Below are 25,669 nucleotides of genomic sequence, written 5' to 3'. Positions count from 1 at the left end.
GGCGAGGTGTTCATGACTGCTGTATGGGCAGTGTCACAATGACCTCGACGCCGCCATCTTGGGCCGGCTGCAGCAATAGGCTGGACCGGTCGCCATGGAGAATCTTAAGACGTGTACGCAGATTGCCGAGACCGACGCGGTGGCGAGCAAGCGCCATGTCCTCATGGTCCCAGGGACCGTCATTGTAAACCGTCAAATGAAGCGTTCCCTCGCGGCTCATGCCAGCGACGCGAACCTCGCCGCCTGATCGGCGCTTGGACACTCCGTGCTTGATCGCATTCTCAACCAACGGCTGCAGCAGCAGACTTGGGACTTGGACTTTGAGTAGCTCATCGGGAATGTCGATGCTCACCTTAAGGCGTTCGCCGAAACGTATTTTTTGGATGTCGATGTAGCGCTGCAGGTACTCTACCTCCTCCTGCAGCGTGACCTGTGCGCGGTGAGAGTCTTCCGAGGAGCGACGCAGAAGCTCGCTCAAGCCGACGATCATGCCAACTGCCGCTTCGCCGCGCCGGTCATAAACCAGACTGGCGATCGAATTCAGGGTGTTGAACATGAAGTGCGGGTCCATCTGGCTCCTGAGCGCGGCAAGTTGTGCTCGGGCGAGTTCCTCGTTCTGCCGCGCCATTTTTTCACGCGACTCCATCACGTACGTTGCCGCCAGGATCAGCGCATAGGCGATCACAAACGTCACGATCTGCTCGCGAAGCAGGTAGGGCCAGATGTCTACGAAGGCGGGCGGCGTTTTTCGCTGCCACGGATTGAAAAGGACCTGGAGCAGCGCCGACCAGCCTTCCGCCGTCGCGCTGATCGCGGCGAAGGTGGCGAGATGCAAGCTCAACGTCTTGAGAATCTCGCCGCGAACCATCGACCGGATACGGCGTACAGCGACAAAGATCCATCGCAGCTGCATGAGTTCGTCGAGCGCTTCAGTGGCCGCGCTTGGTTTTTCCCGCCCCCCGCGAGAGATGATCCTTATTGGACGCTTTCGCATCGGATTGCCAACTTCGATCCTGCCAAATCCTGGAGTCGCGTGCGTTCGCCCGTACTCTTACTTTACGGCGGCCGGGATGAGCGTGTACCAGTCACCGAAAGTGCAAGCGCCATTCAAGACGCCTTGAAGCGCGCCGGCAACAGCCACTGCACTGTAAAATTTTATCCAAATGCTGATCACAGCTTTAACTTGCCGCACGATGCAGAGGGCTGGCCGCGGCGTGTTGCGGGTTTCGCGGACGTCTTAACCACTTGGGCGAACGCCCAAATCATCCGCGTTTCCGGTGGCGACTTGGCTGCACGATTTTAGCGCGAGTGCGTCTTCTCGACCCCAAGCGGCCTGTGTCAGGGATGGGATTCGATGTGGCAGCGTTTCATGACTCGGCTTCTCGAAGAGACCGATGTCGAAGAGCGTTTCACCGAGCATGATCTTCGCGGCAAAGTCGGCGGCGATCTAGCCAGTATTGAGCGAGCCGCAGAATTGCTCGGTCACACGAGCCAAGAGATCACTAAGCGGTACTATCGTCGCAAGCCCGAAGTGGTCAAGCCCGTACGCTGACTCGCCGTTAGCCGCGAGAAGTTCAAACTTGACCGTGCGCGCACGCCGCGCGCCATGGCACTACGTCCAACTGCTCGCTCTCGCGTGAATGGGGGATTTCGCTTTTTCGCTTGCCGCAGAATTTCAGCTTCAAAACACGAAATCGACGAGAGATGGGTTGAATTGGGGGAAATTCTGATCTATGGGGGACGACTTTCGATTTTCTCCAAATTTCTTTCTTGTAAGCCGATGAAAGTATTGAGGAATTTGGTGGGCCGTGTACCCACCACAAATTGATCATAACAGGTTGTTTATTAAACGTTTTTGTACCAATCCAATTTGTCATGACCCTATTGGAACCCCAACGTTAAAGCGCCCCGACCGAATGTCGCTTAAGAAGTCGGGGGTTGCCATTTTTCAGCGGAGCTTATGATGTTGTTTGCATACACGAGCAATTCGTCTACCGACTCGATCCGGCTGTTGCCCTTATTATAAATTATCGGGTATTCGCCTTTAGCCGCATCTTCAAGCATAGACTCAAGGATCATCAATTCAGCTCCAACAGTGACGGTTGGTGGAAAGAATTCATCGTCGTACTCTCGCTTCTTTATATCGCGAAGGCGGTTACGCGCCTTAATGAGCCGCCAGTTCAGCGCACCAATCGCTGCATCAAGAAAGTGTTCTTCGGTCGCCTCACTGAGGTCGGCCAAGCTCGTTAGGGTTATATTCGTCTTCGCAGCGGCGCGCACGGCGCCGCTCTGGAAGCCCTTTTCGGAAAGTAAGAACCCCCGATCTGCACCGACGTCCTGAACAATTGACGCGAGCGCCATTACCTTCTCCTTTGGTACGTTGGCCTTCCAATCCTTGCATTCCACAATCCAGCGAAACTCGATACCGTGGTACTTACCCTGTACAAGAACATCGATTTTGTGACGCCCCCGGGCGCCGTCCACAAGTGACTCGACAGCTGCGCCGAGCCCTAAACGGCAAAAGAATTCTGCAGTCTTCAGTTGATAGTCCCGCCACGCCGAAAGAGAAGTCATCAATGTAGGCTATTGGGATGCGACCAACTGGGCCAATTGAGACAATCTTGAAGAGGCCAGCGCAAGGATCTGCTCGGCGCAGACCGGGCAATAGTTTCTGCTGTACAGACCATCTTTGATGACGAGGCACACGTGACCCGCTGCCACGAAGTGTTTGCGACTGCGGTGGCATTTCCGTTGTCGGGCTGCTGTTTCCACTACGACATGAATCAAAATATCTTTAACTTTTGCCATTTCTTTTCAGCGCTTGTTTAAGCGCCTCCCTTACGTTATCGCCGATAGCATCAAGATCGTGCAGCGCTGTTTCCATTCCTTCACGCGGAACGTCAGCGCGCGTCTTTTTCTCGATTTTCAGTCGCTCGTTCACAGCCGAGTGGATCATGCGAGTGACGCCAATTAGATTGTTCCTCGAGCCTCTTACAGAAGCGATCTTCTTGGGGACGTCATAGCCCACTGGCGTCAGGCCCAAGTCCTTCAATACTCGTGCCGCCACCGAGCGCGCGCGCTCCTCAAGGCGCTTTCGAGCAGCTTGCCTGCGCTTTTGAGGCGAGACGGGAAAAGTCTCCGCGACGCCGGCGAGCTGCTTCTCTTGCGCCTCCTTTAGCATCGCGCGCGCCTGATCGCGGGACATCATCGAACTAAAAGTCAGTCGGGTACCAGGGATTTTTGCTTCCAAAATGCGGTCAATTACGCGGTCATCGTTCGGATCAAGAAATGATTGTCGGACGAAGTCTTCGCTGATGATCTCATTGTGCACGTCCATGCCCTGATCAAAGCGCCGAGGATGACCGCCACCCTCATCGCCTGGCACAATGGGCTCTTCTACCTGGGCTTCGAGCCAATCTCGAAACACTTGCTGGTCTTGCAGATCGAATTCCCGAAAATCGCGCCAATTAGCGTCATTGTTAAGCCCAACGTGCGATACAACATACCCGTGATTGGCGGGATTCGATGCATCATCCTGAAACATCACCCGCATGATGCGGCCAACGAATTGCACGTACGGGGACAGACTGCGAAAAGGTCGGAATACCGCAGCAACGCTGAGCGGCGGATGATCAAAGCCTTCACCGAGCATCTGTACCTGCACGATGCAATCAATCCGGAAATCCTCCAGTTGCGCTAGTACGCTCTCTTGCTGCTCCGCGTCCATGTCGCTGTAGATCTCTCGCGCTTTGATGCCGCGTTGCTCGTAGAGACCGCGAACTTGTCGGGCATGGTCGATCGAACAAGCCGCTGCAATAATCTGCTGCTTCTGGCCAGTCTCCGCGCGTAGGTCGCGCATGCGCTTGATGCTTGCGTCGACGATATGTGTATTACATTCGGGCGCAAGCGCGACGCCTCGGCGAAACCACGATTCCTCGCGCAGCTCAAGGACCTCTTTGAGGCTGTGACGTTTCGTGTCACCACGATAGGTAAAGTAGATTTCGGCCGGCGCGACGTTGATCGAGTGAATTTGCTTGATATAGCCTGCAAGCATTGCCTTGGCATAGGCGTAACGGTAAATCACCTCACCGGTCACTCGCTGGCCGTCGCTTCGGAATGGCGTTGCGGTAAGGCTGACTACCTTCGCCTCCGGGAAACGCTCAAACACCTTCCGCCAACTCTCGGCTACGTTATGGTGACCTTCATCGACCAAAATCATGTCAAAAAACTTTGGAGGAAATTGCGGTAACCAGCGATCTGCCGAGCTCGCCAGTTGCTGAATATTAGTGATGATGTACTGACTCTCGGTACAATCGTGGATATTCGCATTGGGTCCGTCGAGTACCGCAACGAAGGGACCCTCGCTGAACCTAGTCAACACTTTGCGGTTGCCGAGAAAGAATTTCGCGTTGCCGATTTCGAGCGCCTCGGCGATTCCTTTGCGAATGGTGGTATTGGGTGCAATCACCAGGACGCGACCGGCGGCAATTTGAAACGGCAACGTCGCTATGAGGCCGGTCTTTCCACAGCCAACGGGAATTTGAATGATAACGCCGTCTTTTTTCGTTTCGAAGTGTTGTCGCACGGCCTTGTGCGCGTCGCGTTGGGGTTCCCGGAGGCGTTGATTGGTGTCAATATCGACGGGCGCCGAACTAAAAAATCGGCCCGGATTAATCTGCTCGGCGCGTTGGTAGTCGAGCCGCAGCGGTTCCAAATCGGACTGCTTGTAGTAGCGATAGTCATTGCCGGGGTGTCGCACGGATTTCAATTTCCCTTCGGCGTCCCAACGACGGAGTGTTTGCGCTGAAACCCCCAGATATCGCGCCGCCTGCTGCACGGTGAGATAGTCCAGGGTTGGAATGTCTTTTTTCATACAAACCTTATACAACCTTCTTCAAGTATCCACAAGTCACTCGGAATGAACGAAGCGTCCAACGATTACCTCAGTGATCTCGCGGAGGCTTTGCGGTCATTCCGGAAGGAACACAGTTGGGCCGCGCAGTTTCGCTACCACAACTCGGGATCGCTAAGCGCGCGATTGTCTTCGATCTCGGCACAGGACCATTCTTTGCAGTGAATCCAGTTGTTGAATGGATTAGTCCGGAGACGATTGACGTGTGGGATGACTGCATGTGTATGCCAAGTATTGCCGTGCGGGTCACCCGTGCATGTTCGCTGACGCTAAACCTTTCTCGATGCATCACTGGAAACAAAACGATTTGAACGAGTTTCTCCGCAAGTCTCGGAATTGGTTCAACATGAGCTTGATCATCTCGACGGGATTCTATTCACTGACCGCATGATCCGAGAATGGGGTGTAGTAGCCAGAGAGAGTCGCAATATTGCAAAGCAGATTGAGACGCTACCAAACGTTCCCATTACAACGATTATTGAAAAACAATAACACGTGGCGACAAGTCTTCGCGAAGCCGGCATCCTCGTCAGTGACTCCGTCTGGTGGATAATAGTTGTGACGAAGGCCCTGATCGAGAGATTTCTGATCGCGGTGGATTTTTTGCCGCGCCAGTTTCGCCGTCAACGCGCTCGCGGCTAAATTCCTTAACGACTACGGTGCGCATGAAGGAAGTGCGGGCACTGCTCAAGTACAGTGGGGTGATCCGAGTGGCCCCACTTAGAATTTCTGTCGCGGAGAATTCGCCTTCACTCGCACGCACACGTGGTGATGAAGGCGATCAGCGAAGCTCGAAAGACTACCGTAGGTGCTGCGTGCGACGGTCTGCCGAGGTCGCAGAACCGGCCCAGGCCGACTCGCTAGACGGTTCACGGCGTTCGGCCAAGGGGATGGCATGGCAGCAATCGAAGCCAAATTGTCAGTATCACGCCACCTGCAAGCGGCTAAAATTTACCGGTTCGCGCGCCAATTGATGTGAGGATTACGTACGTCAGCCTCAAGACGCGTCGGCCGACGAGAAAATCGTTACACGAACAGGCGCTCGGATGGACGATCAACGGGAGTGATGGCAAGCGGGTATTTCGCGGTGGCGGCACGTTTGCTTCTGCGAGTTGCGTGACCTGGGAGCCAGCAGCTTGATGCAAGACACAATAGACGCAAGCTCAGACGTTGGCCCAATAGCGTACTGCTGGGAAGAAGCAGCTATCAGGCCGCTTCACATTGACGGCGAGCCGCGCCGCGAATGGACTGCTGCAATGGCGCGGCTATGGGTCTCTGCTGTCTCGTTCTCTCGACACCGCTGGTCGCGAACGAAAGAGCCGATACTCAAACGTCACGCATGCATGTGCGGGCGGCAATCGACGTAATGGGCGGTGAGGACCGGCTGCGCTCCATTCAGACCGATGAGCTAAAGGGCATCGGACATCATGCTGCCGCCGAAACGGACAATTGCCGTCGTCACGTCCGATGAAATAGGGTCATTCGTCTGCGCTATGTGCGTCGCTGGTAAGCACCCTTACGCGCTCGCCGAGGACCGCAGCGACGCGGCTAAGTGAATTGGGGCGGATCATCGCCAACACAGAGTACACGCGAAACTTGCATACGATCGCTGCCTTGCGCAGTACACAATCAAGACGGTGATCGGAAAGAGGGCGTTATGAAAAAGCATCCGATCAATCGATCGAGGAGAGCTTTCATCCAGGCTACCGCTCCGACCGCTTTAACATGCGCTTGTCTTGGAATGCCACTCCTAGAGGACGCGAGCGCTGTCGCAGCTTCACCCGCGACAGGGTCTTACAGATGTCCGCCCTGCGGCCTGCCCTGCGACAAATTGGTTTTTGATAAGCCGGGAAAGTGCCCGAACTGCGGGATGACGCTCGTGCCGGCCTCATCGGCTGGCGATGGCCCCCCGCACGTGGCAATCCTCCTTTTCAACGGAGCACAGCTAATCGATTTCGCTGGACCTTGGGAGGTATTCGGCACCGCAGGCTGGCTTGTCTATACGGCTGCAGAAAAAAAGGACATGTTGACGGCAGTGTTCGGGGAAAAAATCATTCCCGACTACACCTTCGAGGAAAGTCCCAAAGCGGATGTCTTACTCGTTCCAGGAGGCGGCGTCTGGGACGAAGCCATTAAAAATGCCCGCCTCATTGAATGGATGCAACAGAAAAGCAAGGAAGCCCGTTATGTGATTTCAGTCTGCACGGGAGCGTTTCTATTGCAGAGGGCCGGGTTGCTCGCAGGGCAAACCGTGACCACGACCTACGGTATGATCGATGACCTTGCCGGTCCCGACACGAAGGTGGTCTACAACCGACGTTTTGTCAGCAACGGTAAAATCGTGACCACCGCTGGACTGTCAGCGGGCATTGACGGAGCTCTTCAGGTAGTGTCCCTCATGAAAGGGTTAGGAACAGCACAGGCGGTGGCACTCGACATGGAGTATAACTGGGACCCGGCGGGCGGCTACGCCCGAGCGGCATTAGCCGATCGCTTCCTCCCGGATGGCCTGGCCTACGGCAAACCAAATGTTCAGGGAGCCAAAGCTGAATTGATCTCCACTGCCGGCGATCGGGAATATTGGGAAACAAAAATCTTGATATCGGAACCGCACACGCTTGGCGAGGTTCTAGACATCCTTCAGGCCCGCATCCTTGCCAACAAGGGAAAATCTGGAATGTTCAAGCCCGTCTTTCATATTCCCGGCGGCACCCGAATCATCGCCAGAACTTCCTCCGGTTTCTCATGGGCGTTTATGGATGATGACCGGAAAGACTGGACCGGCCAATGTGCGGTGGTTGCCAGTCCCAAAGAAAAGGACAGGTTTGTTGCGACCCTGTTGCTTCGCCATACCTGAGGGTATCGTCCCCGTAAACCAGAGGTACACGAGTCGGCCGACGAGTTTGCCGCAACCTCAGCCCTGACAATCGCATCGGCGATGGTAAAACCGGAAGTAGTTGCCCAGCCGAGCGGCCCCGGCGCACAAGTCAACTGAAAAAAACGGCAGCGCTCGCGCCGGCTACCTAGCCGGGCATTCGTTCATCGAAAATCCTGGACGAAGACCACCCCCTGAACTAGCGCCAATGACTTCGGTTTTCGCGTGCCGGAACCGACTCTATTGCGCTATATTCGATTAGATTAATCCGTGGCTATCACAGACAAGACTCTTGCAATCAAGGAGCTGTTCTCGTGAATCTCTTTCGCAGGACATTGATTTCCACCTCAATTCTTTCAACCTTGTTCGCTCTGGGGTTGGTTGTACATTCCTATTCGGCGGCTGGGGCTCAGGCGCCACAGTCGATTGTTTTTGAGGACGTCACTTCCGTTTACCACATGAAGAATGTGGGCAAGGACATCTACGCCTTCATTGCCCCAGAACCCAAAGCACCCATTGTTAGCGGAAACTCGGCCGCCCTCATAGGATCGGATGCGGTGCTGGTGGTCGATTCGGGTCACTTCCCGGCCCTCACGCAACGCATGATTGCGGACATCAAGAGCAAAACCGCAAAGCCAGTTCGTTATCTAGTCAACACACACTGGCACGAAGATCACAATGTGGGCAACTCGGTCTACGCGGGCGCATTCCCAGGGTTAGCCATCATCAGTACGCCGTTCACCCGCGACTCCATGAACGAGTACATCCCGAAATCCTTGCAGATCGAGCTGACCCAATATCCGAACTACCTGGAGATAGCCCGGAAACGGCTGCAAACCGGCAAGAAGTCCGACGGCTCGCCCGTGACCGAAGTCGACAAAGTTTTTTACACAAACATGATCGATGTCATCACCAAGCACACTCCGCAACTGAAAGAGTCGCACTTCCTAGGGCCGAATGTCACCTTTGCCGACCAGTTGCACGTTGATCTCGGCGGTCGGGAAGTGATGATATTTTGGCCGGGCAACGCCAACACAGCGGGCGATGTCGTTGTTTACGTCCCGGACCAAAAGTTATTGATCACTGGCGACATTCTGGTCTGGCCCGTGCCTTACGCAACCCCGTCTTATATCGGCAGCTGGGTCAAAGTTCTCGACAAGCTGCTGGCGATGGACGTTTCCGTCATCGTTCCGGGGCATGGCCCGGTCATGCACGACAAAACCTACATGAAAACCGTGCGCCAGCTTCTGGCTGATTTGAATGACCAAGTCAGGCAAGGGATCGCACAGGGGCTCTCCCTGGAGCAGGTCAAGAAAAAAGTCACCATGCAGTCCTACAAAGATGAGCTTACGCAGGGAATGCCAGAACGCGTTTATGCCTGGGACAATTTCTTCATCCCCGCGGTCGAGAGCGCATGGAACGAACAAAAAGGTATCCCTATAGACGAGAATCCATTTCCAGCGCCCGCGAAAAAGTGAACGCACGGACAGGTTGTTCCAGGGAATGCCTGTCTGCAGAGGGAGGTCCTTTCTCACGAACGATTCGCCCAGGCCGCGAGTACTTGCCTCTCCTTGGCGGCGGGAAGATAGTCGTCCCAGTCCAGATGCTCCCTCCTGGAACGAAAGTAAGACAAGCAGTCAAGAGCGGTCTCCTCAAACGGTCTTGTCTGCCACCCACTCCGAAACGCCTTCTCGCTGCTGATTTGAAACAGACCGGAGTTCGCTCCGGAAGGGCGCCAGAGCGGGAAATTGCCCGCAAATAATCCCAACGCGTCGTCTGTCTCCAGCCCCTGTTGACGAAGAAAGCTTTGTGGAACCCACACGAACTCGCTATCGGAATCTGTAGCGGTATTGCAGAGGGCCAAGAAATCCTGAAAGCGCATCGAGCGACCGGTGAGGTTGTAAACGCCTAACAGCGAATGGTTGATGGCCAAGAGTAGAAATCGAGCCACATCTTTTACGTCGACCAGTTCCACCGGATCGCTACCGTCTCCCGGGCCAATGCGCTGCCCGCCGCTTTGGGCTCGCATCAACCAGGTAAGCAGATCCGGCGTGGTGTCACGATCGCCTTTAATCGGTCCCGGACGGACAATCGTCAGTTTAGGATCGAGAACCGATTTTAGACGTCTCTCGCTCTCCGCCTTCCCTCGATTATACGGTCGGCCTGGCCCATTCCAGGGGATCAAAGGGGCAGTCTCATCGATACCCGCTCTGGAGAATTCCTTGGAGTCATAGGCGGCGATAGATGAAACGTACACATAGTGACCGACCCGGTCCTTCAGAAACAAGGCGGCGGAGTGCGCCAGTGCCGGATCCGAAGGCCAGACATCGACCACCACGTCGAAATGCCGGTGTGTAAGCGCGGAAAGGTCTTGATCAGAAGGATCGCTGCTACGATTTCCCCTGAGCTTCTCGACGTGAGGGAATAGATCGGGATTGGTTACACCACGATTAAACAATGTGACGGTGTGTCCTTCGGCAATCGCTGCCTCGACGAGAGCTGGTCCCAGAAAAAAAGAGCCCCCCAGCACGAGGATTCGTTTGGGAGTCGCACTAGCCCATGTCGGAACCGAAGAAAACAAGCCCAAGCCTGACAGAGCCCCCGCCATCGATGTGGATTTCAGAAAACTCCTGCGGTCCATGAAATTGCCCTCTATGTAGAAAGAGATTTTGGATCGATGGGCAAACGCCTCACGCGAATGCCGGTGGCTGCAAAGATCGCGTTGACGACTGCGGGCGGCAGCAGCATCGCACCCAGTTCCCCTACCCCGCTCGGATCAGCGATGCTTGGGACAATGTGAACTTGAATTTCGGGAGCCTCGTTTAGACGAAGTACACGGTAGTCGTGGAAGTTGCTTTGCTCTACAGCGCCATCTTTGATTGTAATTTGCGCAGTGAGCACCGTGGATAATGCGAAATTGATGGCGCCTTCGGTCATGGCGCGCACACCATCCGGATTGACAGCAATGCCGCAGTCAACCGCGCTCACGACGCGCAGCACCCGCACGCTTCCCTGCGCATCGACGGAAACCTCAGCGACCTGGGCGCTGCAGGTATCTCCGACTCGACACGAAAGACCGAGCCCACGACCTGTCGGCAGCCGCTTGCCCCAGCCTGCCTTCGCGGTCGCGAGTTCTAAGACAACGCGAAGCCGCTGTGTGAGTGCTGAGGTGTCAGATAGGAGACTCAGACGGAAATCGAGCGCGTCGCGTTTTAGGAGATGGGCCAGTTCGTCCACGAAGCATTCCTTTGCGAATGCGGTATATGACGATGAGACGGAGCGCCACCACGAACGTGGTACGATCGATTGCGCCGGGACATAGTCGAGTCGAAAGTTTGGGATGGCATAAGGTTTGATGTCTGCGCCATACCACTCAAGGGCTGCGATCGTTTCAGGATCGCGCAATGCTTCAGGGGACTCGACATATCCGGTATATAGATTACTTCCAGCAATGGGCGTGCTGACTATGCGAGTAGACCACGAGGTTAGCTGGTTGTGCCCGCCGATCCCGGCCGTCAATCGCTGCACATTGTACGGTCGGTAAAAATCGTGCTGCATGTCGTCTTCGCGCGTCCAAAGCAGCTGGACTGGATTATGTATCTCCTTGGCGATCTGCCAGGCTTCGGCGGCGTAATCCCATTGGTAGCGACGTCCAAACGAACCGCCCGAAAGAGTCATGTGGATAATTACCCCGTCACGGGAAAACCCGGATAGCTCGATGATTTCCGTTTGAATCTCGTCAGCGAATTGCGTGGGCGACCATACTTCGATTTCTCGCTCCCTGACATGGACCGTTGTGTTCATCGGCTCCATGGTCGCGTGCGCTTGGAAAGGAGACTCGTATTCGGCTTCGAATATCGTTTTGGCTTCGGATAAGATCGTGATCGGGTCCCCGCGTTGAGCGGCAACAAATGTCGCTGGCACGTGAAGCTGACGCTGCATGGCGCTGCGAAGCGATTCGGTTGTTTCGTCACCGCCCGGGCCTTTTTCCCAATTCAGTTTTAGTAACTTGCGTGCCTGAATTGCCGTCCAACTCGACTCTGCGACCACCGCCACGCCGCCTGCAGTATTGAAGCGGCGCGGAAGGGGGGCAACAGGGAACACAGCGCGTACCCCCGCGACCTTCTTTGCAAGATCCGCGTTGTAGCTTGCTAGTCTGCCGCCGAAATGGGGACATCTCGCAATCACTGCGAACAACATCCCAGGCAGGCGCACGTCGATGCCGAACACGGCGCTGCCATCCACCTTGCTTGGCAGATCGAGTCGAGGGATGGGGCGGCCGATAAATTGAAAGTCCCGGGGCGGTTTAAGTGCCGGATCGCCATGCACCTTAATCTGCGAGGCGGTCTCTACGAGTTGCCCATATCGAAGCCGTCGATTGGAGCGGGCATGCAGAATGAATCCTCGGTCGGCGCGGCACTCTTGCTCTGCGACACCCCACTGCTGTGCCGCTGCTTTACGCAGCATTTCTCGGGCTTGTGCACCGGCTCTTCGCATCGGCATGAAGGAAGCCTGTACGCCTCCGCTTCCGCCGGTATGAAGCCCTTTATATATCGACGGGATGGTTGGCGCTTGCTCAACGCGAATGCTCGACCAGTCCACCTCCAACTCCTCCGCGATCATCATCGCGATGTAGGTTCTGGACCCCTGACCAACCTCCGGTTTTTCCGCCAGCACAGTGATCTGATCGTCTGAACCGATTCGCAGCCAGGCGTTGGGTTGCAACGTAGTGCCCTTGCGGCGAGAAGTGCTCCTCCCTTGCGCGTCCCAGCTAAAGCCGACCGCAAGAACCGCGGCGCCGGCGGTCCCTTTCTTGAGAAAATTGCGACGATCCACGCCGGCCCACTAATCGGCGACAGTGGCCGCGCGAGCAATAGCACGCACTATTCGCTGGTAGGTGCCGCAGCGGCATAGGTTACCGCTCATCGCGGACTTGATCTGTTCAACACTAGGGTTAGCAACTTGTGCCAACAAGCTGGCGGCCTGCATGATTTGCCCAGATTGGCAGTATCCGCACTGCGGCACCTGCTCAGCGATCCACGCCCTCTGAACTGGGTGCGTAGAGCCTATCGAGAGCCCCTCAATGGTGGTGACTGACTGATTACCCACTGAGCTCACGGCCACGAGGCATGACCGAACCGCGACGCCGTCCAGATGTACCGTGCAGGCTCCGCACAATCCCATCCCGCAACCATACTTCGTCCCGGTTAAATTGAGCGAATCGCGCAGCACCCAGAGAAGGGGTGTGTCGGGAGCCACATCTACCTGCCGCGATATTTTGTTCACCGATAGCGTCAGCACAGCCACTGGGTTCGCTCTTCCACTAAGGTGCCATCACCTTAGCGGTGACAGGGCTTCAGGGAAATTGATTTGGGCCCAATCGTAGCAGCGCAGGGGCAAATCGTAGTCAGTTCGAAACGATTTGGCGTCTATCCGGAGTTACACATTTGAGGCGACCGGGGTTAGGATTTGCGCATGGACGCTCGTCTCGTAACAGAGTCTTCGATGCAGATCGACTGGACCCGGCGTATATCGCTGTTCGGCGGTTGGGCTCTGTTGGCACTGATTTTTGCAACACAGTGGTACGCCTATGACAGCGCCAGAGCGATCCGAAATCCATTCGCCTATTACCTGGGGTGGTCTTGCTATCTATGGGCTCAAGCGCCGATTGTTGTATGGTTATCGCGGCGATTCCCATTTCAGAAGATGTTCTGGACGCGAGCGCTCGCAGTACATCTTGTTGCCGGATGCGTACTCACCGCGCTCATGATATTTTTGGAAGCGAGCATCGGCTTAATGCGCTCCACGCACGATATTTCGTTTAGAGTCGCGATGCGTCATTACTACAGTCAGCACGCACAGATCTGCTTGTTTACATACTGGTTTCTAATGGCGGGAATTGAATTCTATCGCGTCCGCGATCATGCCCGCAGGAAAGAGTTACAAACGGCTCGCCTCGAAGTGCGTTTAGCCCAAGCACGAATGGATGCTCTGCGCGCTCAGCTGCAGCCACATTTCCTGTTTAATACCCTAAATGCTGCAACGACACTCATTTACGAAGACCCTCCAGGAGCTGAGGATGTCTTGCTGCGCTTGAGCGAACTGCTACGAGCCACATTACAGCAATCGCAGTCGCAAGAGATCTGTTTGCGTGAGGAGATCGAACTCCTAGAGTGCTATGTCGGAATCCAGAAGCATCGCTATGGCGAGCGGCTGCATTTCAATTTCGAAATCGACGATAACCTGCTCGAGGCCACAGTCCCTACATTTGTCCTTCAGCCGCTGGTAGAAAACGCCATCCGCCACGGTATCGCAAAACGCAAAGGTGAGGATGTCGTGTCTGTTCAGGTATCGCGCGAGGAGTCGAACATAGTGCTCGTCGTCAAGAATAACAACAGTGTGCTTGACGAACCTCCAGATCGATTGATGTCGCGCGGCATCGGCCTATCGAATACCGCAGACCGGTTGCGCGAATTATATGGTGCGGATCAGTCGTTTCGAATCCAGGGTTTGGAACCCACGGGTGTCATGGTCATCCTGCGCCTTCCGGCAAAATCCCCTTTTAGTGCAGATAATCTTGTGAATCCAGCGGCGACACTGTGACCATTCGTGCGTTGATAGTCGATGATGAGCCCATTGCACGGCGTTCCGTGCGACGAATGCTAAAAGTGTGCTCGGGGGTCGAGGTCATTGGGGAGTGCGGCGATGGCGAGAGCGCCATAAGTCAAATTTTGGAGAGCCAACCGGATATCGTATTTTTGGATGTACAAATGCCCGAAGTGGACGGCATCGAGGTCGTACGGCGCGTGGGGGTCAGCGCCATGCCGGTAACTATCTTCATAACCGCATATGATCAGTACGCGCTACGCGCTTTCGATAGTTATGCAATTGACTACTTGCTTAAGCCATTGAGTAAGGTTCGATTTCAAGAAGCCATGCGCCGGGCCCGAGATCATATCGAAGGCAGGTTGGCCCGCAGTGAATTGAAGAACGGCATCGGACGTTTGGACACACTGGCCTCACAACGCCAATACGCCGATCGCTTGCCGCTGCAGATTAGCGGCCGTATCGTATTCGTCGCGGTCAAGGAGATCGATTTTATCGAAGCCGAAGGCAACTACGTGACGCTGCACGTTGGTAAGCAGCAATTTGTAGTTCGAGACTCGCTGACGAATTTTGCGATAAAGCTGAATCCCACGGGATTTCTGCGAATTCATCGATCAACGATCGTTAATTTGAGCCGGGTTAAGTCGGTCCAGCCCTGGTTTCGTGGCCATCACGTGGTGGTATTACAAGATGGCCGGGAATTGCGCATGAGTCGGTATCAGGTTCACGGAGCCCAACTCTTGGGCATCAGCCAGCCCTGAGATCGTTCTCATCGAATTCTTTCCGAGGGTCAGAAGTCGCACGCCCGCCCTATTGTGGCTGGAATCCCACCGCGCAATTTAAACGTCCATGTCGCTGTCGGCGTCTAAGCAGAGTCTCCTCGTAATAATGTTGCAGGACGAGCATGCAATCTGGCGTTTACGGCTTGGGGAAGTTACCACTCACCGCCTTCCCAATTCAAGGCGCCTCACAGTCGCTCATGCTCGGAACCTGCGCCACGGAGCCAATTGATATGCCAGCAACTCTAGTTACCCGTGGACTCGCCAATCCTCCCAAACAATTTTAGGAGGTAACATGTCGCGCTTCGAACCAAACCTCATTGTGGGCGGCTCCAGCCGGCGTTGGATCTTTGGGGCCGCGAGATTCGAGTCTCGCGCGGCGCTGCCGGGGAATCGGAATCGCCAGGGAAGAATCATCGCCGCGCGCGCGTTCGGAGCGTTCATAGGGGTGGCCCTATTGATCGCGGCCGCACACACATCCAACGCCGCCGCCCAGCCCGATCCCTCGCTGGAAATTTACGGTCGGGCCCAGCAACTTGTTGACATCGGAGGCCGGCGGCTGAACCTCTTTTGCCTGGGTCACGGCTCTCCTACTGTCATCCTCTCAGGGGGTTTAGGAGCATCGTCGTTTGAATGGCGCAAAGTGCATACAGAACTCGCCAAGAAAACCCGCGCGTGCGCCTACGATCGGGCAGGCTATGGGTTCAGCGATCCAGGGCCGCTGCCGCGCGACACGCGACACCTCGCCGAGGATTTGGCCGCCCTAACCAAGGCCGCGGCCCTGCCGCCGCCTTACGTGCTTGTGGGCGCCTCGCTCGGCGGCATGATTGTGCGGCTCTATGCTGATACGCACCTGCGCGACGTCGCCGGCATGGTGCTGGTCGATCCGGAGACGGAGCACGAGGCGGAGCGTCTCTCCCCCGTTTCCCCCAGCTTCCTTCCAAAGATCAAGGCCAACATCGAGGCATTGCGCACATGCTTGGCTGCGCTCGAGGCGGGTGTTCCCGCTCCTGGGTCCAAAGCAGCTGCGGATTGCGTGGTCAAGCCGAATCCTGAGTTCCCGGCCGCGGTCAATGGCCACTTCATGCAATTGACAAGCCACGCGCCGCTCTACCGCGAGTCCTTGTCAGAAGCGGAGGAAGCAATCGGCGCAGGATCAGATCAGGTGGCGGCCTCGAAGCGCTCCTACGGTGACATTCCCCTGGTCGTGCTCACTGCGCCAGCATCTGACCAACCCACCCCTAACGGCCCAGACCCGGAATTTCTCGCACGAGGAAAAATCGTGATGGCGATGCATGACGAGACGGCGCGCCTTTCGTCCCGGGGGGTCAACCGCGCCGTCCCAGGCGCGTCGCATCGGATCATGCTCAGCGTTCCGCAAGCGGTGATCGAGGCGGTCGACGAGGTGGTCACCGAGGTACGCCAAAAGCGAACTGCAGACGTGCGGCGCAAACTGCACAGCGCTGAGCCAGCCCCCCAGAACACTAGAGACCGACGTACTTGACGCGCCAGATGGAGTTTGAGGCATCGTCGGCCACGAAGAGGGATCCATCCACTCCGATCGCCACACCAGCTGGCCGTCCCCACGCTCGTTTATTGTCTATGGCGAAGCCGGTCAAGAAATCCTCATACTCTCCTGTCGCTTTACCACTTTGATGTAGGCGTATTCGGATCACTTCGTAACCGGTGCGAACGCTCCTATTCCACGAGCCGTGTTCAGCCGCGAAAATATCACCAGAAAATTCCGAAGGGAACTGTTTGCCATCGTAAAAAGCAATTCCGACGGAGGCATTGTGAGGCTGTAAGAGTACGTCCGGCGTAATGACTTTATCTTTGAGTTCCGGATGTTTACCTGCGAGGCGTGGATCTGAGTGACCGCCCATGTACCACCATGGCCAACCGTAAAAACCGCCGTGTTGCACATGAGTGATGTAGTCAGGAACGAGATTGTCACCTAGTCCATCGCGTTCGTTTACCGTCACCCAGAGATCCTTCGTCTTTGGATCGATGGCCATAAATGAGGGATTGCGAATCCCGTAGGCATAGACTTGCAGATCAGATCCGTCGGGATTGACCTCTAGTATGTTCGCTCTGTTCTTTTCCAACGGGTTGTTATCCACATCGTCCGCGTTCGAGAAGGACCCCACGGAAATCAATATCTTCTTCCCGTCAGGCTCAACTTCGATGTCCTTGCTAATGTGGCCGTCTTTTGCGAGATCCATAATATGTTCTGACGGGCCGCGTGCTTCCAGATCCCCGTTACGATAAGGAAAGCGAATCACAGCGGTCGGGGTTCCCACATACACCCAGCGCGGATCAGGTCCCAGGGGATAGAAGTTCATTCCGAACGGTTGATCCACACCGCCGGCGAACACCGTTTTGCGCTGCGGGTGTCCCGCGTTATCGATACCGCGAAAGATATCGATCTTGCCGGATTCCGGTTCCGCGACAAAGAGATCACCATTGGGAGCACGGCGAAGGCGACGAGGATTCTCAAGACCGTCTGCGTACAGCGTTACCTCGAATCCCTTCGGTGCCTTGGGCCACGCGTTTCGAGGCCGCGGTACAATCGTTGGGCCATTGGAGGCGGAAGGCGTTTCGTATGGAGCCGGGAGGTCTCTTACCGTGATCTTGTGAACCTGTCCCGGCCTTTCGAATCGATAATCGGTGAATGGCGCTTTGGGTGGGGCCGCCTTTTCGAAGGAGGGTTTAGAATCCGCTGTCGCTGGCGCAGCGGCTCCCAGGGGCTCAAAAGCCTTTAGAAAACTGACGATTTGCCAACGCTGCGCTTCGGGGAGCTGCTCCCAAGACGGCATTCCACTGCTGGCATCTCCCTTTGAAATGAACCAGAATAATTCTCCTGCAGAAGCAGATTTAACAGTGTCTGTGGTCAGTGCGGGAATGTTCCCTGACCCCTGCCCACTGGTTCCATGGCAACTTGCGCAGTGAAGTTCGTAAGAGAATTTGCCGCTGGCTCCGCCGCCAGCGATCGACGGTGGCAAAAGTTCCTTCGCCGATGCCGGCGCACCGCGAAAGCTTGTGGATTGCGCTTGGATGGCTAGTGCGTATGCCAAAGAGTAAAGAACAAAGACTAGCTGGCAGGCGCCGTTGGTCTTGCTCATGCTGAGGCCCCTTAAAGGTAAAAGCAGTTTGTTAAACTGTCTGCCGGTGAGTGCAATTTCAACATCAGCAGTGACGAACGCGGTCGTCGGCCTCGGTTAAGATAACGATCACCTTGATTCGGCGTCCACAAATGGCAGACATCGAGGACACAAACCATTGTCTCTCGGCTCACACTAAGGCTGGAGGCGATGGGAAAGCAATGATTTGGAGACGAATCGTAGCCAGCGTGGTCTGAATCGTAGTGTTTAATGCCCATTTGGCACGACACAAAAATGGTCTCACATTTTGGGTGTGATTGAATTCCCACAGCGCGGGAGAGCACGGGTCTTAGGTTTACCCCAATCATTTGGTGACGGGACAGTGCGCATCGAAATCGACGATCGGGCCGGCTTGGCAGAAATGGTCCAACTTAAGTAGGCTCGCTCGATGCCGTTCGCTGCACAGAACCGACTGCTCGCTGCAAATCTTCGCCACTCATCCCACGATGAGCTAAGCTCAGCGAAATGATTCGTGATTCCACGTTTCACGACGTCCCTGTCTTTTCGCAGCATGGCCTGCATCGGCGCTGCATGCGACAATCTCGAGCCGACCGAAGCTGTCTTCGCCGTGCGCGCTTCCCGCATGCATCATAAGTGGGTATCTCTGCATGTCCTGATGCTGCTCACTTGGCTGCCCTGGGCACTGTGCGCGCCCGCCGTTATTCGCGTGGGACGACAATATCCGCCCGAAGTGCCGATGGCATTTCGGGCGTGGCTAAGCCACTTGTCGTTGTTGCTCGCCCTTGCTGGAGTTACAAGCGCCTGGAATGTTATTTTGCACCTGTTGTTTGATCCCACATTCCCGCGGACCTTTTGGTTGCTGTGCCCTGAGGTTGGCCCGGTCACCTTGTTGCAATCATTGTTCTTGTACACAGTCATCCTCGGTGTCGACTACGCGCCACTGTGGAGTCAGCGCGACGCGCGTCATGCTCTTCATGAGGCCAGAGTCGGCGAACACGCTGCGGAAATGGCGCTCGCGGCACAACGTCATAAATTACAGCCGCACTTTATATTCAATACCCTCAACAGCGTCTCCGAGTTGATTCGGCAACGGCGCGGCGCAACGGCAATCGCAATCGTCGTGAGCTTAAGCGAGATCCTTCGATATCGCATCGCCAAAGGCGATCGCCGCGAGATCGCGCTCAGCGAAGAACTGAATCTCTTACGCAGATACCTGGACATCCAGAGCGTGCGATTCGCTGATCGCTTGGAGCTCGACACTCATATAACGTCTGCATTGCTGGATGTCCGTGTGCCAAGCTTAATTCTCCAGCCCATCGTAGAATATGCCATCGAAAAGATCTTCGCCGCCCAAGCGGCCAGCCGCCACATAAGAATCACCGCAAGGAGAGTGCACGAGTGCATTTCAATCAGCATCCTTATCGAAGTGCCCAATCAATCTGCTGACCGGCCGACTTCTCCCTCGACGATCGATTTTTTGTATGTGCGTGAACGATTGCATTCCCTCTATGGTGATGCTCACGAATGCTTTGAGAGGTATTTTGGCACCGGGCTGGAAATCGTTTTGTCATTACCGTGCCGTGCATAGCCGGCGCAAAAATGAGTGCCATTTCAACATCAGGAGCGTTGGAGACGAATCGTAGCCGGCGTGGTCTAAATCGTAGTGTTTTAATGCCCGTTGGCACGAACAGACAAATGGCCCCACATTGGGGGCCAACTTGCTCGTTGCTGCCAGCCGCCCCCTAAGATAGCCTCGTATCATGAAAGACGGCTCGGCACTCAAGCAGGCGAGGGGGGTTCCGAGATCTGTCGTTTTCCTTGCGGCCCCTGGTACGCAAATTCTTGATGTCACCGGGCCGTACCAGGTCTTTGTTCGAGCCGCCGAGGCTTACATGCGCAATCATCCGAAAGAAGTGGCTCCGTATCAGGTGTTTCTTGCAAGCACCACGCGTAGCAAAATCATCTCTACGAACTGCGGCCTTAGCCTCATCGCTACCGACACTCTCCGAACCTTGCGGACTCCGATCGACACACTGCTCGTGGCGGGTGGCACGGGCGCCGAGAGCGGGAGCCAGGACGAACGGCTTCTCGCATGGCTCAAGAGAAATGCTAGACGCGTCCGACGTCTCGGTTCCATCTGCACTGGTGCCTTCATGCTGGCATCGGCGGGGCTGCTCGATGGCAAACGCACGGCTACCCACTGGAAATGGGCGCAGGAGTTGGCCTGTCGATTTTCAAATGTCACGGTCGATCCCGAGCCTATCTTCATTCGGGACGGAAACACCTATACCTCGGCGGGTGTGCTCGCGGGTATGGACTTAGCGCTGGCGCTGGTTAAAGAGGACCTTGGCTCGCCGATCGCCCTCGAGGTAGCGCGCGAACTCGTCATGTTTCTGCGGCGCCCCGGTGGACAGGCGCAGTTCAGTACCGCCCTTGCTTTACAGAGCTCGGATCGCGAACAAATCGAAGAATTATGCTCGTGGGCTGCGGATCATCTGACGGCGGACCTTCGCGTGGAAAGTCTTGCCGCCAAAGCGCACATGAGCCCTCGCAACTTCGCTCGCACGTTCATAAAAGACGCGGGCGTCACCCCAGCGCGTTTTGTCGAAAGAATCCGTGTCGAAGCCGCGCGCCGACGTCTGGAAGAATCGAGCGATACATTGGCAAAAATAGCATCCGATTGCGGCTTCGGGTCATTATTGTCGCTGCAGCGGGCATTCCTTCGTATGTTGGGCGCAACGCCGAGCGAATACCGCGAACGTTTTTCCGATGCTGTTTGATTCGGCGCCTGCGGGGCATGCTTCGTCAAGATTTCCGCCGCTGATTTGCCGCACTGATAGCAATGGCAGAAATTGAATATAAGTTGGCATTTTCACGCGCCTACAAGAGCCTAAAATTGGACGGTTCGCGCGCGCCAAACGTCCGAGGATAGCTTATGAAGATTCGCTTCCATTCGATAGCACTTGGACTGGCTTGCGTCGGCTTTTTCAATGTAGCCGCGGCAAAGGCCGCGCCAGCGCCACCCAGGAAAATCGCCATCCTGTTGTTCAACAACGTGGAGATTATTGACTACACCGGGCCTTATGAGGTTTTCGGCGCGGAAGGGTACGAGGTTTTCACAGTGGCCGAAAGTAAATCGCCGATCACTACGGCGGGCGGGATGCAGGTTATTCCGAAATACACGTTCGCCGATGCACCGCCAGCCGACTTAGTGCTAGTCCCCGGTGGCGGCGTTAAAGCCGTGAAGAACGACAAAGCAACGCTCGAGTGGATCAAGCAGGAATCCGCCAAAGCCGAGCACGTGATGTCGGTCTGCAATGGCGCTTTTACTTTGGCCAATACCGGCCTGCTGAACGGTCTCACGGTTACCACGACTGCTCACAATATCGACCCCTTGCGATTGGAACATCCGGAGCTTCGTGTCGTTCGTGACCAACGCGTGGTCGATAACGGCAAGTTTATTACCACTGGTGGTCTGTCGGCGGGCATCGACGGGGCCCTGCATTATGTATCGCTGATGGAAGGCAACGCGGAGGCGCATGAAGTTGCGCGCTTCCTCGAATATGACTGGCAACCCAGCGGCCAATATCTTCCAGCCACCTACGCCATCTATGCGCTTCCGGAGAGACAGGCGAGTCGTAAATTGGCTGCGCTCGGGGACTGGGGATCGTTCGTAAGCACGGGAGGAGATCGGGATCATTGGAGTAGCGTGCGCCGCTTTAGCTCCCAGCTGGGCCCAGCGGAACTGATCGAGGCTGCAGGAAAAGCCTACGACGCTGCTGGAAATTGGAACGCCGTCACTACCGGTCCGTCGAGCAGCACTTGGCGGTTCGTCGACCTCGACGGGCAGGCTTGGATCGCGACTCTCAGCGTCGAGACCGAAGCCAACCAGCGAAATCAGTATCTTTTCAAGGTTGAGTTGGCGAGAGCCAGTAGATGAGCCGGGGACAACCGGGAGCTTACCTTGCCTTTCGCGAGGGTATCAATGAGGCCTGCCTATGAATAGCGTGAAACGACGGGATCTGCTGATGAACTCCGCGGCGCTGGGTATCGTTGCCGCCGTCAGTCCGAAGTTTGCTCGCTCTGGTGCCCCAGGAACCGCACCGGCCGCCGCTTCCAGTGTGTCCAATCCACTGAGGCCGCCGGCCGAAGGCAGCATCCCGGTCGCATTTCTGATCTCCGACGGTGCAGTGATCATAGACTTCTGCGGCCCCTGGGAAGTGTTCCAAGATGCGCGTATCGCAGGCAGGAAGGATTCGCTTTTCACAACTTATACGGTGGCAGAAACCACCAAGCCCATTCGCGCCAGCGGCGGAATGACAATCACGCCGAATTTCAGCTACGACTCCGCCCCACTGCCCAAAGTGCTCGTGATTCCCGCCCAGAGCACCAGATCGGAGGCTTCGCTCGCCTGGATTCGCAAAGTGGCCCAGACCGCGGATGTCACGATGTCAGTCTGCAACGGCGCCTACTTACTGGCGCAGACGGGATTGCTTGCCGGCAAGGTCGCGACGCTGCACCACGGTTCGTATGGCAATTTTGCCAGTCAATTCCCCGACGTTCACGTTCGGCGCGGCGCGCGATTTGTCGAGGCAGGCAATCTCGCTTCGTCCGGCGGATTGTCCTCCGGGATGGATTTGGCGTTCCGCGTTGTCGAACGCTATTTCGGTCGTGACCTGGCGACGCAGACCGCTTTCGATATGGAATATCAAGGCAAGGGCTGGTTGAATCCGGACTCCAATTCCATTTACACGCAAAAATACGTATCCACGGCGAATCATCCGGTGTGCGTCGTCTGCGGCATGCAAGTGAATCCGAAGACGGATTTAACGTCTGTCTATAAAGGTACGATCTACAATTTTTGCGGCCTTGCGCACAAGCAGCAGTTCGACGCGAATCCGGAAGATTTTGTTACCAGCGGTGTAGCGATTAGTTGAGCCGACGCGCCCATTGAATCGCGGACAAGCTGAATTGGTCTCCCGGGATATCGATTTCGAAAGAATTGCCAGCTACCGGTATGTGATCAAACCAGGGGCTCTGTTCTTTGACCCGCGGCGCCCGAATATCCCGCTCCATTTTCGCGGTTGCTCGGAATGGGCGCAGATGAGGGGGGCGCGGACATTGGCTTCCGCGTGGCGCCTTCCGATTTATTCGGTTGGCAAATGTTTTTCTGAACCGCGGAGACTTGTTATGCTATTCAATCGCTTGATCTGCACGACCCTATTCACGGTGTTCGCTGCTTTACCGGTCTTCGCGCAAACAGTCCCGAGCCCTGAGTACACACCATTGCACATTCCGACATCGAGCGGCGAAGTGATTCTTCCGAATGCGTTCGATAAACAGGCCTACGACGAATATGGCTACGCTGCGGTTAGGCGCGCGGGGGATTTAGTTTTCATTTCAGGCGTCGTTGTCGGCAGACGGCCCGACGAGGGAACCGACGTTGAGGCCTTTAAAGCGCAGGTGCGAAGGACATTTCGCCGCATTGAGCGTTACCTAAAGAGCGCGGATCTCGAATTCAACGATGTGGTGATGATCAATAGTTTCCACGTCTGGCAGGGACCAAATTTCAGCGGCACAAGAAGTGAACAATTCAAGGCCTTCGAACAGGTGAAGGAGGAGTTCATGCTAGGTCCAAAGCCTGCATGGACCGCCGTCGGCACGTCCTCTCTCTTGCCAGATACGGGCATCGTAGAGGTGCAGTTGATTGCGCAGACGCCAGCGAAACAGCGGGCTACTGCCAAGACGCGGCCAGTCCCCAAGTAGTCTTTTGCAGCTGCCTACAATACTAACGGTGTCACATGAATAGAACAATTGCAGTGCCGGCATGGTTGATCTTGCTAGCGCGACTCTATATTGCCGCCACTTTTTTGATCAGCGATCATGGCAGCGGGGCCGACGGCGAAATGCAGATGTTGATCACGCGCTGGGCTCATGAGGGCCGGGTTTGGTATCAGCCCTTCCTGTCCGGCGTTGTGCTGCCGCATTTAGGACTGTTCACCACTCTGGTATTTTTCGGTGAACTCTACGTCGGCTTCGCGATGCTCTTGGGTTTGACCACCAGGCTCGCCGCAGTCGTGTCAATATTTATGCTACTGAACTATTGGTTCGCCAAGCCCTCCATGCTTGGAATTCCCGGCCTGGATACGGCTGATTTGGTGTTGACGCTTATTGTGCTGGCGAGTGCAGGGGGCCGCGTGATCGGCTTGGATCAAATTTTGCATCGGCGATTTCCTCGAGTTCCATTGTGGTGATTCGCGGCCAAATCCCAACCTGAGCGGTCAGATCGTAAGCCCAACTTTCCAACACCGAGCGCATTTCCCTTACGTAGCCATAGCGGTTATAGATGGCCGTTACGCTTCCGTCCGCGTGGCCGAGGACACGCTTTATCAGCTGCTCGCCGCCCACCCCCAGTTTCTCCGCAATCCGCGTCGCCACGGTACGCCGAAGATCATGCGGCGTCCACGACAATACCGGCCGATCGCCACTGACGGCACATAGCGCTCGCCGCATGCGTGCTTGGGCCTTGCTCCAACCCGCGAGGCGCTTCTTCCCATCGGTGCCGCTGAAGATGTGCTCACCGCTTCGGCCGCGGTGTTGAGTCAAGACCTCCTCCAGAATTTCGACTGCTTTGGAGACCAACGGGACGACGTGAACGTGATCGCTCTTGTAAGCGTCGGCAGGCAGGACCAGCAACGCCTGTTTCAGATCCACATAGGGCCGTAGACATGCCGACCATTCCCCGGAGCGGCAGCCCGTTAACATGATGAGTCGGTAGACCGGTCCGAATGGATAGCCGAGCGTCGCTGCGGCAGCCCAGGCGATTCGCGACTCCTCGAGCGAGAGCACCCGCTCCTTCTGCCGCTTCTTGGGCAGGTTATCCTCCATGCCCGTGCAAGGGTTATCCGTGCGCTTGAGCAATCCCTCGCGAATGCCCCAATTGATCATCTTGCGAAGCACCGCGAGCGTACTTCGTGCCGCCTCCTTGCCACCGCGCGGACGATCCTTGGCACCCTCGCCTCGGGGTACCCGGACCATGACTTTCTTGACCAGCTCCCGGACCAGCTCGCGGCTCACCATGTCGGCCAAGACAAACCCTAAGTGGGGCACAATGTGGACTCGGATCACCCCGCTGTACTTGAGCAGTGCCCGCAACTCCTTCATCCGCACGTAGTCGTCAAGGAATTTAGCCGCGAGCGCGCTGACGGTGAGACCACCCGCAGTTGCGCTTGCCTGTCAACGCCGAAGTAAAACTGGACCACCTTTTTCGTCAACGCCGAAGTAAAAGTAGACCACCCTCCTGGCCTTGGGCGGCCTATACCCCGGTCATTTTGAGATGACCAGCCTTCTTCCGATCCTTCAGCCGATAACTCTC

Annotated in this window: 19 protein-coding genes; 12 read left to right on the top strand and 7 right to left on the bottom strand. The window is 56.0% G+C overall.

The genetic code is table 11. From position 1 onward, the window contains the following. Nucleotides 1–10: 10 nt before the first annotated feature. Nucleotides 11–994, bottom strand: coding sequence for a histidine kinase (locus VGN12_15820; protein ID HEY4310919.1), 984 nt, complete (start codon nt 992–994; stop codon nt 11–13). 375 nt (nt 995–1,369) lie between these two features. Here VGN12_15820 and VGN12_15815 point away from each other — a divergent pair, with 375 nt between their 5' ends. After that, entirely contained in the window at nt 1,370–1,552 is a 183-nt protein-coding gene (locus VGN12_15815; GenBank protein ID HEY4310918.1) for a hypothetical protein, read from the top strand. A gap of 371 nt (nt 1,553–1,923) precedes the next feature. Here the strand turns inward: VGN12_15815 and VGN12_15810 are convergent, their stop codons facing one another. Together VGN12_15810 and VGN12_15805 are read right to left on the bottom strand one after the other, a co-directional pair. Then, complete coding sequence (locus VGN12_15810) at nt 1,924–2,574, bottom strand: restriction endonuclease (protein ID HEY4310917.1); 651 nt, start codon at nt 2,572–2,574, stop codon at nt 1,924–1,926. Nucleotides 2,575–2,794: 220 nt separating this feature from the next. Beyond that, nucleotides 2,795–4,873 (bottom strand): DEAD/DEAH box helicase family protein, encoded by a 2,079-nt coding sequence (locus VGN12_15805; GenBank protein ID HEY4310916.1) that lies wholly within the window; start codon nt 4,871–4,873, stop codon nt 2,795–2,797. A 1,954-nt stretch (nt 4,874–6,827) separates the two neighbouring features. Between VGN12_15805 and VGN12_15800 the strand changes: the two genes are divergently transcribed. Together VGN12_15800 and VGN12_15795 are read left to right on the top strand one after the other, a co-directional pair. Further along, nucleotides 6,828–7,769, top strand: coding sequence for a DJ-1/PfpI family protein (locus VGN12_15800; GenBank protein ID HEY4310915.1), 942 nt, complete (start codon nt 6,828–6,830; stop codon nt 7,767–7,769). A gap of 332 nt (nt 7,770–8,101) precedes the next feature. Beyond that, nucleotides 8,102–9,265 carry an MBL fold metallo-hydrolase gene (locus VGN12_15795; GenBank protein HEY4310914.1) on the top strand — a complete coding sequence of 388 codons (1,164 nt, stop codon included), beginning with the start codon at nt 8,102–8,104 and terminating at the stop codon, nt 9,263–9,265. Nucleotides 9,266–9,318: 53 nt separating this feature from the next. On the opposite strand, the gene VGN12_15790 is transcribed toward VGN12_15795, so the two are convergent. Together VGN12_15790 and VGN12_15785 are read right to left on the bottom strand one after the other, a co-directional pair. Then, nucleotides 9,319–10,428 carry an NAD-dependent epimerase/dehydratase family protein gene (locus VGN12_15790; protein HEY4310913.1) on the bottom strand — a complete coding sequence of 370 codons (1,110 nt, stop codon included), beginning with the start codon at nt 10,426–10,428 and terminating at the stop codon, nt 9,319–9,321. Nucleotides 10,429–10,439: 11 nt separating this feature from the next. Continuing rightward, nucleotides 10,440–12,623 (bottom strand): molybdopterin cofactor-binding domain-containing protein, encoded by a 2,184-nt coding sequence (locus VGN12_15785; GenBank protein HEY4310912.1) that lies wholly within the window; start codon nt 12,621–12,623, stop codon nt 10,440–10,442. A gap of 639 nt (nt 12,624–13,262) precedes the next feature. Here VGN12_15785 and VGN12_15780 point away from each other — a divergent pair. From VGN12_15780 to VGN12_15770, 3 genes are all read left to right on the top strand, one after another. After that, a complete protein-coding gene (locus VGN12_15780; GenBank protein ID HEY4310911.1) occupies nt 13,263–14,390 on the top strand; it encodes a histidine kinase in 1,128 nt (375 codons plus the stop codon). Beyond that, nucleotides 14,387–15,154, top strand: coding sequence for a LytTR family DNA-binding domain-containing protein (locus VGN12_15775; GenBank protein ID HEY4310910.1), 768 nt, complete (start codon nt 14,387–14,389; stop codon nt 15,152–15,154). The genes VGN12_15780 and VGN12_15775 overlap by 4 nt, the downstream gene beginning before the upstream one ends. Before the next feature lie 313 nt (nt 15,155–15,467). Further along, nucleotides 15,468–16,676, top strand: a complete 1,209-nt coding sequence (locus VGN12_15770) for an alpha/beta hydrolase (protein ID HEY4310909.1) — start codon at nt 15,468–15,470, stop codon at nt 16,674–16,676. On the opposite strand, the gene VGN12_15765 is transcribed toward VGN12_15770, so the two are convergent. After that, nucleotides 16,657–18,294 carry a PQQ-dependent sugar dehydrogenase gene (locus VGN12_15765; protein HEY4310908.1) on the bottom strand — a complete coding sequence of 546 codons (1,638 nt, stop codon included), beginning with the start codon at nt 18,292–18,294 and terminating at the stop codon, nt 16,657–16,659. The genes VGN12_15770 and VGN12_15765 overlap by 20 nt on opposite strands. Before the next feature lie 511 nt (nt 18,295–18,805). On the opposite strand from VGN12_15765, the gene VGN12_15760 reads away from it, so the two are divergent. The 6 genes from VGN12_15760 (at nt 18,806) to VGN12_15735 (ending at nt 24,548) form a co-directional block, all read left to right on the top strand. Continuing rightward, the gene (locus VGN12_15760) at nt 18,806–19,882 is read left to right on the top strand and encodes a histidine kinase (GenBank protein HEY4310907.1); all 1,077 of its coding nucleotides are present in this window, start codon (nt 18,806–18,808) and stop codon (nt 19,880–19,882) included. A gap of 172 nt (nt 19,883–20,054) precedes the next feature. Next, the gene (locus VGN12_15755; GenBank protein ID HEY4310906.1) at nt 20,055–21,074 is read left to right on the top strand and encodes a GlxA family transcriptional regulator; all 1,020 of its coding nucleotides are present in this window, start codon (nt 20,055–20,057) and stop codon (nt 21,072–21,074) included. Between the two features lie 155 nt (nt 21,075–21,229). Beyond that, nucleotides 21,230–22,234 carry a DJ-1/PfpI family protein gene (locus VGN12_15750; protein HEY4310905.1) on the top strand — a complete coding sequence of 335 codons (1,005 nt, stop codon included), beginning with the start codon at nt 21,230–21,232 and terminating at the stop codon, nt 22,232–22,234. A 58-nt stretch (nt 22,235–22,292) separates the two neighbouring features. After that, entirely contained in the window at nt 22,293–23,231 is a 939-nt protein-coding gene (locus tag VGN12_15745) for a DJ-1/PfpI family protein (GenBank protein HEY4310904.1), read from the top strand. A 253-nt stretch (nt 23,232–23,484) separates the two neighbouring features. Next, on the top strand, nt 23,485–24,060 hold the full coding sequence (locus tag VGN12_15740) for a Rid family hydrolase (GenBank protein HEY4310903.1): 576 nt from the start codon (nt 23,485–23,487) through the stop codon (nt 24,058–24,060). A gap of 53 nt (nt 24,061–24,113) precedes the next feature. Then, on the top strand, nt 24,114–24,548 hold the full coding sequence (locus VGN12_15735; GenBank protein ID HEY4310902.1) for a TQO small subunit DoxD: 435 nt from the start codon (nt 24,114–24,116) through the stop codon (nt 24,546–24,548). Here VGN12_15735 and VGN12_15730 read toward each other — a convergent pair. After that, entirely contained in the window at nt 24,463–25,458 is a 996-nt protein-coding gene (locus VGN12_15730; GenBank protein HEY4310901.1) for a tyrosine-type recombinase/integrase, read from the bottom strand. The two genes, VGN12_15735 and VGN12_15730, sit on opposite strands and share 86 nt — an antisense overlap. Nucleotides 25,459–25,669 lie beyond the last annotated feature (211 nt).

The organism is Pirellulales bacterium (assembly GCA_036499395.1).
Lineage (GTDB): Bacteria > Planctomycetota > Planctomycetia > Pirellulales > JACPPG01 > JACPPG01.
The sequence above is the reverse complement of the archived record's forward strand: the minus strand, read 5'-3'. Positions and strand labels throughout refer to the sequence as shown.

Excerpts from the sequence above, each read along its gene's own strand:
- VGN12_15820 (HEY4310919.1), bottom strand. The coding sequence starts at position 994 with ATGCGAAAGCGTCCAATAAGGATCATCTCTCGCGGGGGGCGGGAAAAA.
- VGN12_15815 (HEY4310918.1), top strand. The coding sequence starts at position 1,370 with ATGACTCGGCTTCTCGAAGAGACCGATGTCGAAGAGCGTTTCACCGAG.
- VGN12_15810 (HEY4310917.1), bottom strand. The coding sequence starts at position 2,574 with ATGACTTCTCTTTCGGCGTGGCGGGACTATCAACTGAAGACTGCAGAA.
- VGN12_15805 (HEY4310916.1), bottom strand. The coding sequence starts at position 4,873 with ATGAAAAAAGACATTCCAACCCTGGACTATCTCACCGTGCAGCAGGCG.
- VGN12_15790 (HEY4310913.1), bottom strand. The coding sequence starts at position 10,428 with ATGGACCGCAGGAGTTTTCTGAAATCCACATCGATGGCGGGGGCTCTG.
- VGN12_15780 (HEY4310911.1), top strand. The coding sequence starts at position 13,263 with ATGGACGCTCGTCTCGTAACAGAGTCTTCGATGCAGATCGACTGGACC.
- VGN12_15770 (HEY4310909.1), top strand. The coding sequence starts at position 15,468 with ATGTCGCGCTTCGAACCAAACCTCATTGTGGGCGGCTCCAGCCGGCGT.
- VGN12_15765 (HEY4310908.1), bottom strand. The coding sequence starts at position 18,294 with ATGAGCAAGACCAACGGCGCCTGCCAGCTAGTCTTTGTTCTTTACTCT.
- VGN12_15755 (HEY4310906.1), top strand. The coding sequence starts at position 20,055 with ATGAAAGACGGCTCGGCACTCAAGCAGGCGAGGGGGGTTCCGAGATCT.
- VGN12_15750 (HEY4310905.1), top strand. The coding sequence starts at position 21,230 with ATGAAGATTCGCTTCCATTCGATAGCACTTGGACTGGCTTGCGTCGGC.
- VGN12_15745 (HEY4310904.1), top strand. The coding sequence starts at position 22,293 with ATGAATAGCGTGAAACGACGGGATCTGCTGATGAACTCCGCGGCGCTG.
- VGN12_15740 (HEY4310903.1), top strand. The coding sequence starts at position 23,485 with ATGCTATTCAATCGCTTGATCTGCACGACCCTATTCACGGTGTTCGCT.
- VGN12_15730 (HEY4310901.1), bottom strand. The coding sequence starts at position 25,458 with ATGAAGGAGTTGCGGGCACTGCTCAAGTACAGCGGGGTGATCCGAGTC.